The organism is Pseudomonas sp. GW821-FHT04D07 (genome assembly GCF_059420225.1).
In genome coordinates this window covers 161764-173532 of sequence record NZ_JBWKTH010000003.1, presented here as the reverse complement: position 1 = coordinate 173532, position 11769 = coordinate 161764, and the positions used below count along the sequence as shown (strand labels likewise).

The following is an 11769-nucleotide window of genomic DNA, read 5'->3' as shown; positions in this document are numbered from 1 at the left end:
GCCGCGCTAACACGGTTTAATACCTGATGGAGCAACTGCTGGTGCGCGAAGGGCTGACCAACGTCCTGAGCAGCACCCAACCACTGCGAACCCTGGACCTGTTCAACAGCTTCGAACCCGACCTGGTCATTCTCGACTTGCACATGCCGGAGATTGTTGCGTCAGCTCGGGCCGCTACCGGCAAGCTAGCGGTCTGTGGCCTTCGTGTTGCCGATACGTAAAACAGGCTTGAGAACCCGTCCGGAGACGGCGTCATCGACGGCTTCGTTGATCTGCGCAAAGTCGTAGAACGTGATCAACCGATCGAATGGAAATCGGCCCTGACGCCACATCTCGATCAGCTGCGGGATGAATATCTTCGGGATACCGTTGCCCCCCACGACGCCACCAATTGTCTGGCCGAAGAACAGCGCCCCGGCGGGCAGTACCAAATGGGTCTCCGGCGGATACACACCGACAATTGCGCACCGGCCCAACGGTGCGAGACTGGCGACCGCCTGCGCCGCTACGGCTGCAACGCCCGTTGCATCGACCACATAGTCGGCGCCACGGCCACCTGAAGCCGCACGCACTTGGGCGACAATGTCGCCCCCGCTCCGGGCATTGACGACGTGTGTGGCTCCCAGCTCCCTGGCAAGGTCCAGTCGGTTATCATGGATGTCGATCGCAACGATGGTTGCACAGCCGGTCAACTTGGCGGCCATGATCGCAGCCAAGCCGACAGCGCCCGCGCCGAATACCGCAAGATGGCTGCCGAAGCTGGGCCGCAGTGCGTTTATCACCGTGCCGGCGCCTGTCTGGATGCCGCAGCCGAGTGGCCCAAGCAACTCCAGGGGTACGTCTTTGGGGACGCGGATGGCATTACGCTGATGAGTGAGCGCATGGGTGGCGAAGGACGATTGGCCAAAGAAACTGCCATGCACATCCCTCTCCTCTGTCCGAATCGTAACGCTGCCATCACCGCGGCAGCCTGCGAAGTTCAGTGGAAATGCTTGCTCGCAATAGTTCGGCAGACCGCGCAGGCAGTTCGGGCAGGTCCCGCAGTAGTCGAAACACATCACGACATGGTCACCCACGGACAGATCCCGTACGTTTTCGCCGATTCGCTCCACAATGCCCGCGCCTTCGTGGCCGAGCACGGCAGGCAGCGGCATAGGGAGATGCTGCTCGCGCACGCTCACGTCGGTGTGGCATACGCCGGTGGCCACGACGCGTACCAATACTTCATCAGGCCGTGGTTCGTCCAACAGTGCCGGGGTCAGCGTCCAGTGCGCGCCACAACAAGGCGTCAGTGCTGCAGTGATCGGGATCATGGGGCGTCTCCTGTTCAAATTCTCAGACATCAGGCGTTTGCATAGCGGTATAACGGCGTGCCTCCTCAAAAGGTGGCAGCCACCCCGCGCGCGATCGGCAAAACAATTCAACACTGGGCCTGAGGTCGTTGATCTCGTCGAAGAGGCCCAGCTTGATTATCCGAATGCCCTGCTGCTCGGTTATCGACGATGCCGTTTCGACGGGTGAGCCGCAATGGCCGCAGAAACGGCGTGAAATCCGCGCGCCGCTATCAGCAATGTCGTCATAGGCCATCACCTCTCCAGATAAGTCGACTGCCTGTGCGGGCAGTATTGCGACCAGTGAGAACGCGGCCCCACTGGTCTTGCGACAATGGTTGCAATGACATGAGGCAATCGCCAATGGCAGGTTCCGCAGAACCACCTGGACCTGCCCGCACAGGCAGCATCCCCGACGCATGACATTCATTATCTGATTCTCCTCGTGGTTATCGGGACACGCGCCCCTTGGCGGTATGATCCGATACTCGTGCTACACACAAATTCGGTCTTCATCCTAGCCGGCCAACGATCTCAATGCGCGCACACAGGCGCAAGGTTGACCAGCACGAACGCGCAACGCGTAGCAATAGCAATGCGATATGCTTGTGGAATGTCGACCACATGAATACGTGTCGTGGGCTTCGCCAAAAAAATAAAAACAAGAACGAGGAGACAGCCATGGGTCATTTGTCGAGTGTTTCATCCGCTTCGTTTTCTTCGCATGACCGCTTGAAGTGCTGGAATCAGGTAGTCATGGATAAATTTCCGGGCTGCACTGTTGAGCACGAAGGCGATCATTTCGATGCCACCCTATGGCACCGTCCTCTAGGATCGCTAAACCTCATACGCGCACAAGCAAACCAATCCACCGTCTCGTGCAGAACGGGAAGCGGACGCGATGACCTGATAAAGCTGCACCTTCAGCACAGGGGATTTTCCGAGACCTGGCAACAGGGCACATGTACGTCCCTGGCAACCGGCGATCTGGCTTTGTGCGACACTCGGAGCCCTTTCTCGGTGAACGTATCGAACCGCAGTGATCTGCTGATGCTGGAGCTGCCGTCAACGATGCTGGACAAAACGGCACGGATGTCTCTTCATCCTGGTATGAGCGTGCCGAGCCAGCTACCTGCGGTGAAACGGTTGCGTCAATTCACCCTCTCGCTATTGCTTGAGTATCAGCATGGAGACGTCGACGCGGAGGAAGATGAGACGCTCGCACGGATACTGGTCGACCTGGCCAACTTGGCCCTTCGTGGAAATCATGATGCGGAGCGCAGGACTGTCGACAGTGAGTACAGACGGATAATCGAGTGGATCAACGCGAGGCTGACCGATCCGGCACTGAGCCCAGCTCTGATAGCGGCCGCAACAGGTTACCCGATGCGCACACTACAAAGTCTGTTTGCGCGCAACGGGACCACGCCAAGGGAGTATATCGTCCAGCGCCGACTAGACAGGGCAAAGGCTCTGCTGACCGATCCCGCCTGCACCCTGTCGGTCGGTGATGTCGCGTTCGAGGTGGGGTTTAATGATTCCAACTACTTCGCGAGAAGGTTCAGGCAATACTTCGGCAAAACGCCCAGCACCTCACGATACCGCTCTTGAGCGACGCCAGCATAATCGATGCCCTGGTTGCGGCGGACATCCTGCTGAGCCTTGCGTGACAATGGTTTCTCTGCCTTTCCCGACTCGCTCCCCACCCGCCTGCTGAACATGATCCCTGCATCGAAGCGGACACCGTCTGAGTGAACCCGCACCTGCTGCTTGACCCGGCCGTGCCGTTCGGTGACCTCAAGTCTTCGGGCATTGGTCGCGAGTTCGGCAGCGCCTTCATCGACAACTACACGAAGCTGCAATCAGTGATGATCCGCTGCTGGCCCGTGCTGCCAGAAAAGGGTCCATGACACCTCAATGGATCCATTAAATATTTTAAACCTGAAAATATTTGACAAGAAGCGATTAAATAACAACTAATGGATCCCATAAATAACAACAAACCGCCTTGGAGAATCTCCATGTACCCCAAGAACACCTGGTACGTCGCCTGTACGCTCGATGAAGTCTCCGACAAGCCACTAGGCCGTCAGATCTGTGGTGAAAAGATGGTTTTTTACCGCGGGCATGAAGGCCAGGTGTCGGCCGTCGAGGACTTCTGCCCTCATCGCGGCGCACCGCTGTCACTGGGATACGTCGAAAACGGCAACCTGGTGTGCGGCTATCACGGCCTGGTCATGGGCTGCGATGGCAAGACCGTGGAAATGCCGGGGCAGCGAGTCCGGGGATTCCCCTGCAACAAGACCTTCGCCGTGGTCGAGCGCTACGGTTTTATCTGGGTCTGGCCGGGCGAACAGGACAAGGCAGACCCGGCACTGATCCACCACCTGGAGTGGGCCGTGAACAATGAATGGGCTTACGGTGGCGGTCTGTTCCACATCAACTGCGACTATCGCCTGATGATCGACAACCTGATGGACCTGACCCACGAGACCTATGTGCATGCGTCCAGCATCGGCCAAAAGGAAATCGATGAGGTCGCCCCGATCACCACGGTCGAAGGCGACGAAGTGATCACCGCCCGTCACATGGAAAACATCATGGCGCCGCCCTTCTGGCGCATGGCCCTGCGCGGCAACAACCTGGCCGACGATGTGCCGGTGGACCGCTGGCAAATCTGCCGCTTCAGCCCACCCAGCCATGTGCTGATCGAAGTCGGTGTGGCCCATGCCGGCAAAGGCGGCTATCACGCCGATCCGCAGTTCAAGGCGTCGAGCATCGTCGTCGACTTCATCACCCCGGAAACCGAGACCTCGATCTGGTACTTCTGGGGCATGGCGCGCAACTTCAACCCGCAGAACGAAGCCCTTACCGCGAGCATCCGAGAGGGTCAGGGGAAGATTTTCAGCGAGGACCTGGAGATGCTCGAACGCCAGCAACAGAACCTGCTCGACCACCCCCTGCGCAACCTGCTCAAACTTAATATCGACGCTGGCGGCGTGCAGTCGCGTCGTGTCCTGGAGCGCCTGATCGCCCAGGAACAAGCCCCGCAGGAGTCACTGGCATGATCAACGTACGGGTGGTTTCGCGCCACAACGAAGCCCAGGACATCTGCAGCTACGAGTTGGCCAGTGTCGATGAGCGACCACTGCCGGCCTTCAGCGCCGGCGCCCATATCGATGTGCATCTGCCTGGCGGCCTGATCCGCCAATACTCCCTGTGCAACCACCCCGAAGAGCGCCATCGCTACCTGATCGGCGTGCTCAAGGACCCAACTTCCCGGGGTGGCTCGCTGGCCATGCACGAGCAGATCCACGCTGGCATGCACCTGCCGATCAGCGAACCGCGCAATCTGTTTCCATTGGTCCATGAGGCCAGGCGCAGTCTGCTCTTCGCCGGCGGCATCGGCATTACCCCGATCCTCTGCATGGCCGAACGCCTGGCGCACAGCGGCGCGGATTTCGAACTGCACTACTGCGCCCGTTCACGGGATCGCGCGGCCTTTGTCAAACGCCTGCAACACTCGCCGTTTGCCCACCGGGTGTTCCTGCATTTCGATCAGGAACCCGAGACGGCGCTGGACGCCGCCAAGGTCCTGGCCACGCCTGAACACGACGTGCATGTCTATGTGTGTGGCCCCGGTGGCTTTATGCAGCACGTGCTGGACACGGCCAAGACCAAGGGCTGGCAGGAGCCCTGCCTGCATCGCGAGTACTTCGCCGCCGCGCCCATCGATACCGGCACCGACGGCAGTTTCTCGATTCAGCTCGCCAGCAGCGGCCAACGCTTCGAGGTGCCAGCCGACAAGAGCGTGGTACAGGTGCTGCAAGACCAGGGCATCGAGATCGCGATCTCCTGCGAACAGGGCATTTGTGGCACCTGCCTGACGCGGGTTCTGGAGGGCGTGCCGGAGCATCGCGACCTGTTCCTCACCGAGGATGAACAAGCCGCCAACGACCAGTTTACCCCTTGCTGCTCGCGCGCGAAGACGCCGCTGCTGGTGCTCGACCTCTAGTGATCAGTCAATCAAGCCATGAGCGTCATAAAATGGATACGGCCCGGGATACTCACCCAACACCGCGTTATGGCTCACCAACGCCTGCACATGCCAGTGATGCAGCAGATACCCGGGCGGTTCCAGATTGAAATGCGCCGGGGCGTTCTCCTGCAGATCCAGCACGATTTGATGTGAGGTACCGGGGCACACGCAAATCAGGCTACCGCCGAAACGCCGCTGCATCGGCCGATGCAGGTGCCCGCACAACAAGCGCTCGACCTGCCGGTGACGGGCGATGAGCAGCTCCAGTGCCGCCGCGTTGATGAACGGTTCGCGGTCCATATGGCCAATGCCACTGATAAACGGCGGATGATGCAGGATCAATAGCGTCGGCGCATCGGGACGACGGGTCAGTTGTTCATCGAGCCAGCGTAACTGACTGTCCAGCAACTGACCGCCATGGGCACCGGGTATGCTCGTGTCCAGACCAATAAGGCGCAGCAGATGCTCCTCGACCACCCAATCCAGTGGTGCGCCGGCCACCGTCGGCAAGTAGCGGTGATCGGCAAATGCGGCCAACAAATGCTCCCGGTTGTCGTGGTTACCGGGCACCAGGTAGCAAGGCATATGCAGGCGTGCAAGCTCAGGGTGCAGCACGGCATATTCGTCAGGGCGACCGAAGTCCACCAGGTCGCCGCTGATCACCACAATATCCGGGCGCGGCCGGCTGGCGTTGAGGTGATCGACAGCGCGACGCAATGCACCAAGGGTATCGACCACACCATAGGTCAGCTTCTGACCGGCTTTAAGATGCAGATCGCTGATCTGCGCAACAACAAACGGATGGTTCAAAATACGGATCTCGGAAAACAGCGGCATCACGAATGCAGGGTGAACAACACCTGTGGTTCGATGGTCAAGGCAATCATCGCGCCGGCCCCGTAAATCACGCCATCGGTGCTGTCCACCAACAACGGCTGGGGCGCACCAACATCCACCAACAGACGGCTTTGGGCCCCTTGGAAAAACTGGCCGACAAGACGTCCGCGTAGTTGCCCCTGGCAGTCCATCACCCGCAAATGTTCGGGGCGGCAATACACCGTCGTGGGCAGATCGCGGCCATCCCAGGGCAATTCGCCGCCGCTGACTTTCAAGCCATGGGGGGAGCCCTCGATCACCGAAAAGGCATTGAGGTTGCCCACGAAACTGGCGACGAAAGCGTTGGCCGGCTGCTGATAGATTTCCCGCGGACTGGCCAATTGCGCGACGCGGCCCTGCTCCATCACCAGAATGCGATTCCCCAGCGCCATGGCTTCTCCCTGGTCGTGGGTGACGAACACGGCGGTGATTCCCAGGCTGCGCAACAGCTGATCCAACTCGCTGCGCAAGCGCTCACGCAACTGCGCATCCAGCGCCGCCAAGGGTTCGTCGAGTAGCAACAGCCGCGGCCGCGGGGCCAGGGCGCGGGCCAGGGCGACCCGCTGGCGCTGACCGCCGGACAACTCGTGAATGCTACGTTTGCCATGGTCATGCAGGCCGACCAGCTCCAGCAGCTCCGCGCAACGCTTGTTGCGTTCGCAGGGCGACATGCCGCGAATCTTCAGGCCGTAGATGATGTTGCCGGCCACATCCAGATTCGGAAACAAGGCGTAGTTCTGGAAGACCATGCCCACATTGCGGCGCTCGATCGGCAGCTGCGTGACATCGTTGTCGCCAAAAAATATCTGCCCCACATCCGGACGTTCCAGACCGGCAATCAGCCGCAGGGTGGTGGTTTTACCGCAGCCGGACGGGCCGAGAACCGCCAGGGTTTCTCCAGCCTCGATGCTCAGGTCCAGGTCATGCACGGCGACTGTGCCGTCAGCGAATGCCTTGCGGCACCCCTGTAGGCGAATGGTGGTTCCGCTCATCGATTTTCTCCACGGGAGAGACGCGCGCCGATGGCCTGCAACGCAATAAGCAGCGGTACGATCATCAGCAAAAATATGAGGGTGTAGGCACTGGCGACTTCCAGCCTGGCCGAGGCATAGCTGTCGGCCAGACCCACCGGCAATGTCTTGGTCATCGGCGTGTGGAGCATCCAGGTCAGGTTGAACTCACCCAACGACAGGGTGATCACCATCAACACGCCGGCGAGAACCCCCGCCCGGCAGTTGGGCAGCACCACACTGAAGAACCGCCGGATCGGCCCGGCGCCCAGGCTGGCCGCCGCCTCCTCGAGGACCGGCAGATGCTGGCGTTGCATCACCGCCATCACCGGACGCACCAGAAACGGCAGGGTAAACAGCACATGGCCGACCAGAATGAACAGCCAACTGCTGCGAAACCCGCCAAATTGACCATAGGTCAGCAACAATGCCAGCGCGCTGGCCAGACCGGGCATGGCGACCGGCAGCACCATCAGTTCCTCGAACGCGCGGCTGAAGCGATTGTTCATCCGGACCAACGCATAAGCCGCCGGCACGCCAACCACACAGACACATAGCGCACAGGCTAGCGCCAGTTGCAGGGAGAGCCAGACGGTCGGCGAGTAGGCCTGCCAGACTTGCACCAGCCAATCGAATGTCAGACCGCTGGATATTCCCTGGAAATAATTACGGGTCAACCCGGCCAGCAGCGACATCAGCACGGGCACCAGCATGAAGGCGCAAACCAGCATTGTGAAAACCAATTGCCCGACAAACAGCGTTGAGCGCTTCACAGGACCGCCCTCGATTCTTTGACCAACCGCCGGGTCAGCAACAGCGCAGTCCAGGTCACCACGCCCAGCACCACCGACAGCGCCGCGGCCACGGCGAAATTGGCGTAATTGGTGAACAGGTTATAGATCGCCACCGGAGTCACGTTCAGCCGAGTACCCAGGGTGAAGGCCGTGCCGAACGCGCCCATGGAGGTGGCAAAGCAGATCGCGCCACACGAGACCAATGCCGGCGCCAGACCGGGCACGATGACGTCGCAGACCACTCGCCAATGACCCGCCCCCAGTGAATGGGCGGCTTCTTCCAGGCTGCGATCCAGGCTTTCACAAGCCGCCATCACTGTGAGAATTACCCGCGGAATCGAGAAGTACAGGTAGCCGACAAACAATCCCGTCAGCGAGTAGGCAAAAATCCAGCGCTCACCCGCCAGCTCAAGGCCAAGGGTGGCGAACAACCCCTGGCGACCGCCCAGCATGATCACCAGGAAGCCGACCACCACGCCGGGAAACGCCAGCGGAAAGGTCAACAAGGCGACCAGTGCCGAACGGCCGAAGAAGCGCTGGCGAGTGAGAAACACGCCACTGATGCCGCCCACCAACAGCGCCGCAAGAGTCACCAAGAGGGCCAGCATGCAGGTTTGCGCCAGGCTGCCCAGGTATTGCGCGCTACCCAGCACCTGCCAATAGCCGCTGTCGCGACTTTGCCCACCCAGCACAATGAGGTGGGCCAGCGGCAATAACCAGAACGCTGCCAGCAGCGCTGCGGCCGGCGCCAACGCCCAGGCAGCGGTCGGCCGCAAGCGCGGCACAATGGCCGGCCTCGACTGAACGTCCGGCGTGATTCCTATCGAGGCCTTCACTTACTTGACCTCTTTCAGATAACGCGCGGAGAAGGCTTCCTGCACCGCTGCCATCTGTTCATAGTTGACCACGCCGGCCCGGGCGTAATCGCTGTCCGGCAGGAACTGCGCGGCGACATCCGCCTCTATCTGGGTCGCCCGCACCGGCCGCAGGTACGCCTTGGCCCACAGTGCCTGGCCTTGATCGGACAGGACGAAATCCAGGACCTTCTCGGCATTGGCCCGATGCGGGGCATTGCCTGCCATGCTCATCACATAAGGCACGCTGATGCTGCCTTCCTTGGGAATCACGAACGCGACGTTGGCGTGGTCCTTGTAGCGCGCCCGATAGGCATTGAAGTCGTAATCGACCAGAATCGGCAACTCGCCGGACAGTACCCGGGCATAAGCCGTCTGCTTGGGCACGATGGGGGCGTTTTTCGCCAGTTTCTGGAAGTAATCGATCGCCGGAGCAAAGTTTTCCAGGCTACCGCCCATGGCCTGGTTGATGGCCACCGCGGAGACATAACCGACAAAAGCACTGGACGGGTCGAGGTAGCCGACCATGCCTTTGTATTCCGGTTTGAGCAGATCGTTCCAGCCTTGCGGCACCGGCAAGCCACCCAATGCATCGACGTTGACCATGATGCCCAACGTGCCGGAGTGAATCGCAAACCAGTGACCTTCCGGGTCTTTCAAACCAGCGGGAATCTGCTCCCAACCCTTGGGTTTATAGGTGTCGACCACACCGGCCCTTTGCGCCTGCAAACCGAAGGTGACGCCGTAATACACCACGTCAGCCACCGGTGCGGCTTGTTCGGCGACCAGCTGCGCCAATGCCTGGCCTGAGTTCTTGTTGTCCAGAGGGACCTGCACGCCAGTGGTATCGGCAATCGCCTTGAGCTGCGTGGCCCAGTCCGCCCACTCCGGTGGGCAGTTGTAGCAAATGGCCGTTTCAGCGGCCTGGGCCAGGCTGACCGCGCCACAGAGCAGCAATGCCGCCAGGGTTTTATTGAAGCGGATCATCAAGTGTCTCCTCGTAGGGTCGAGTGCTTTCGCCCGGCCGGATATGGCAACTCAGGCAATGGGAAACCGCGGCGGCGCCTGCGATCTGCGCCAGCAACTGATCGATCACGGTATACGCCAGTGTCGCGATGGGTTGAACGACGCTGCACAGTGTCGGGTGCATCTGGGTACCCAGGGCGATGCCGTCAAAGCCAATGACCGACAGCTGCCGGGGCACGTGCCAGCCGTTGCGCCGCAGTTCGGCAATCAGGCTGATTGCCAGCAAATCGTTGGAACAGACCAGCGCACTGAGCGCTTGCGGACCGTGTAGAAACGGCTCGATAGCGGCGAAGTCAGCCTGGGTATGGGCGGGCATTTCGATCACCGGCAGGCGGTCGAGGCCGGCCTCACGCATCGCATCGCAATAACCGGAGTAACGCAGGCGAGCGCGGTCGGACTGCATGGCGGGGCCTGCGACCATGCCGATCCGCCCATGCCCCGCGTCCAGCAGATAACGGGTGGCAAGCGCCATGCCTGCGCGGTTGTCCACCGACACGCTGCTGTAGTCAGGATGATCGGGCTGGTGATAGGCCAGGACAAAAGGTGTGTCTTCGCTGACAAGGCTTTTCAGCACCCGGCTCCGATCAGCATCCGTGACCGTCAGGACCAGACCATCGACGCGCTGACGCAACAGTTCCTCGACCACCGCGCTTTCACGTTCGCTGCTGTAGCCAGTCGTTGCCAGCAACAGGTTGTAACCGCGTAAGCGCGCAGCGCGTTCCATCGCCTGGAATTGCTCGGCGAACACCGGGTTGAGCAGATTGGGAACCACGACCCCAATCAGTCTGGTGGTTTGCAGACGTAGTTGGCGGCCGAGACGATTGGGCCGAAAACCCAATTGCCGCGCGGCGGCGAATACTTGTTCGCGAGTGCTCGGGCGTACCACTTCAGGGGAGGAAAAGGCTCGCGCCGCGGTTGCCCGCGAAACACCAGCCAGCCGTGCTACCTCTTTCAAATCAGTCATGTTCGCTCGTTTGAGATCGATCTCATTGGCGATGACATTACTCAAGGAACATGGCGTTCCCGCGATCAAGAGATGACAATTCGATGTCAGACTTCCCTCGCCTACCTCGACTCAGTCCGAGGCCAAAGCTCAGGTTGCTATCAGTGGAGCCGGCAAAACTGGAATTACGAGCGCAGAATGACCTTCATCCGCTCGTCGGCTGCCGCCGAGCCGAAGATCTCGGCGTAGCGCAACGTGGCGTTGGCGTGCTCGCGCATGATGGCTTCGGCACGCGCGCCCTGGCGGTTGACCAACGCATCGAACACCGCATGGTGCTGCATATGGGCGTAGTTGAAGCGCCGATATTCGCGAAGCATGTCATGCCGATCCACCGCCAAGGCGGTTACCGAGGCGAACGGCAAGTGATCGTTGCGCGCCAGGGCGTCGGCGATGGCCGGGTTGTGGCTGCCTTCGACGATCACCTGGTGAAAACGCATATTGAGGTCGTGATAGAGCTCAAGGTCCTCAATGGTCACATAGCCCTTGTCGAACAACTGATCACCTTGCGCCAGGCACTGCTCAAGGGTCGTCCGGGCTTCGTCCGACAGTCCGCGCTCGGCGGTCTGGCGCGCCGCCAGGCCTTCGAGGACACCGCGCACTTCGACCGCACCGGCAATATCATCGGGGTTGACGCAACGCACCTGAAACCCGCGCCCGCCAAAACGCACCAGCAAGCCTTCCTGCTCCAGCGTACGGAACGCCATACGCACCGGCATCCGCGAGACGCCGAAAAGCTCCGCCGTGGGGTTCTCCATCAGCCGTTCGCCAGCCGCCAATTCGCCAGAGGCGATCATCTTGCGCAGCGCGACCAGCACCGTTTGACCGGGCTTACTCAT

Annotated in this window: 12 protein-coding genes and 2 pseudogenes; 5 read left to right on the top strand and 9 right to left on the bottom strand. The window is 60.6% G+C overall.

What is annotated here, in order from left to right; all coding sequences use genetic code 11:
• Positions 1–26: 26 nt before the first annotated feature.
• A pseudogene (locus tag AC07T0_RS06800) lies at positions 27–152 on the top strand (response regulator); the annotation flags it as partial.
• A gap of 33 nt (positions 153–185) precedes the next feature.
• On the opposite strand, the gene AC07T0_RS06795 reads toward AC07T0_RS06800, so the two are convergent.
• Together AC07T0_RS06795 and AC07T0_RS06790 are read right to left on the bottom strand one after the other, a co-directional pair.
• Positions 186–1313, bottom strand: a complete 1128-nt coding sequence (locus tag AC07T0_RS06795) for an NAD(P)-dependent alcohol dehydrogenase (RefSeq protein ID WP_495000426.1) — start codon at positions 1311–1313, stop codon at positions 186–188.
• A 22-nt stretch (positions 1314–1335) separates the two neighbouring features.
• Positions 1336–1752 carry a GFA family protein gene (locus tag AC07T0_RS06790; RefSeq protein WP_495000551.1) on the bottom strand — a complete coding sequence of 139 codons (417 nt, stop codon included), beginning with the start codon at positions 1750–1752 and terminating at the stop codon, positions 1336–1338.
• A 260-nt stretch (positions 1753–2012) separates the two neighbouring features.
• Here AC07T0_RS06790 and AC07T0_RS06785 point away from each other — a divergent pair, with 260 nt between their 5' ends.
• The 4 genes and pseudogenes from AC07T0_RS06785 to AC07T0_RS06770 all read left to right on the top strand — a co-directional run bounded on the left by AC07T0_RS06785 (position 2013) and on the right by AC07T0_RS06770 (position 5346).
• On the top strand, positions 2013–2942 hold the full coding sequence (locus AC07T0_RS06785) for a helix-turn-helix domain-containing protein (protein WP_495000425.1): 930 nt from the start codon (positions 2013–2015) through the stop codon (positions 2940–2942).
• 113 nt (positions 2943–3055) lie between these two features.
• A pseudogene (locus tag AC07T0_RS06780) lies at positions 3056–3241 on the top strand (hypothetical protein); the annotation flags it as partial.
• Between the two features lie 111 nt (positions 3242–3352).
• Positions 3353–4399 (top strand): Rieske 2Fe-2S domain-containing protein, encoded by a 1047-nt coding sequence (locus tag AC07T0_RS06775; RefSeq protein ID WP_495000424.1) that lies wholly within the window; start codon positions 3353–3355, stop codon positions 4397–4399.
• Entirely contained in the window at positions 4396–5346 is a 951-nt protein-coding gene (locus tag AC07T0_RS06770; protein WP_495000423.1) for a PDR/VanB family oxidoreductase, read from the top strand. The genes AC07T0_RS06775 and AC07T0_RS06770 overlap by 4 nt, the downstream gene beginning before the upstream one ends.
• A gap of 3 nt (positions 5347–5349) precedes the next feature.
• On the opposite strand, the gene AC07T0_RS06765 is transcribed toward AC07T0_RS06770, so the two are convergent.
• The 7 genes from AC07T0_RS06765 to AC07T0_RS06735 all read right to left on the bottom strand — a co-directional run bounded on the left by AC07T0_RS06765 (position 5350) and on the right by AC07T0_RS06735 (position 11769).
• Positions 5350–6180, bottom strand: a complete 831-nt coding sequence (locus tag AC07T0_RS06765) for a phosphodiesterase (RefSeq protein WP_495000422.1) — start codon at positions 6178–6180, stop codon at positions 5350–5352.
• Positions 6181–6206: 26 nt separating this feature from the next.
• Positions 6207–7238, bottom strand: a complete 1032-nt coding sequence (locus AC07T0_RS06760; protein ID WP_495000421.1) for an ABC transporter ATP-binding protein — start codon at positions 7236–7238, stop codon at positions 6207–6209.
• On the bottom strand, positions 7235–8029 hold the full coding sequence (locus tag AC07T0_RS06755; RefSeq protein WP_495000420.1) for an ABC transporter permease: 795 nt from the start codon (positions 8027–8029) through the stop codon (positions 7235–7237). The genes AC07T0_RS06760 and AC07T0_RS06755 overlap by 4 nt, the downstream gene beginning before the upstream one ends.
• On the bottom strand, positions 8026–8835 hold the full coding sequence (locus tag AC07T0_RS06750) for an ABC transporter permease (RefSeq protein ID WP_495000550.1): 810 nt from the start codon (positions 8833–8835) through the stop codon (positions 8026–8028). Before AC07T0_RS06750 ends, AC07T0_RS06755 begins: the two co-directional genes overlap by 4 nt.
• Before the next feature lie 51 nt (positions 8836–8886).
• Positions 8887–9891, bottom strand: coding sequence for an ABC transporter substrate-binding protein (locus AC07T0_RS06745; RefSeq protein ID WP_495000419.1), 1005 nt, complete (start codon positions 9889–9891; stop codon positions 8887–8889).
• Entirely contained in the window at positions 9875–10894 is a 1020-nt protein-coding gene (locus tag AC07T0_RS06740; protein ID WP_495000418.1) for a LacI family DNA-binding transcriptional regulator, read from the bottom strand. Before AC07T0_RS06740 ends, AC07T0_RS06745 begins: the two co-directional genes overlap by 17 nt.
• Before the next feature lie 164 nt (positions 10895–11058).
• Entirely contained in the window at positions 11059–11769 is a 711-nt protein-coding gene (locus AC07T0_RS06735; protein ID WP_495000417.1) for a GntR family transcriptional regulator, read from the bottom strand.

Bases quoted from the DNA above. Each gene is read 5' to 3' on its own strand.
- AC07T0_RS06790 (WP_495000551.1), bottom strand. From the start codon at position 1,752: ATGCGTCGGGGATGCTGCCTGTGCGGGCAGGTCCAGGTGGTTCTGCGG.
- AC07T0_RS06735 (WP_495000417.1), bottom strand. From the start codon at position 11,769: ATGAGTAAGCCCGGTCAAACGGTGCTGGTCGCGCTGCGCAAGATGATC.
- AC07T0_RS06770 (WP_495000423.1), top strand. From the start codon at position 4,396: ATGATCAACGTACGGGTGGTTTCGCGCCACAACGAAGCCCAGGACATC.
- AC07T0_RS06740 (WP_495000418.1), bottom strand. From the start codon at position 10,894: ATGACTGATTTGAAAGAGGTAGCACGGCTGGCTGGTGTTTCGCGGGCA.
- AC07T0_RS06775 (WP_495000424.1), top strand. From the start codon at position 3,353: ATGTACCCCAAGAACACCTGGTACGTCGCCTGTACGCTCGATGAAGTC.
- AC07T0_RS06760 (WP_495000421.1), bottom strand. From the start codon at position 7,238: ATGAGCGGAACCACCATTCGCCTACAGGGGTGCCGCAAGGCATTCGCT.
- AC07T0_RS06745 (WP_495000419.1), bottom strand. From the start codon at position 9,891: ATGATCCGCTTCAATAAAACCCTGGCGGCATTGCTGCTCTGTGGCGCG.
- AC07T0_RS06785 (WP_495000425.1), top strand. From the start codon at position 2,013: ATGGGTCATTTGTCGAGTGTTTCATCCGCTTCGTTTTCTTCGCATGAC.
- AC07T0_RS06795 (WP_495000426.1), bottom strand. From the start codon at position 1,313: ATGATCCCGATCACTGCAGCACTGACGCCTTGTTGTGGCGCGCACTGG.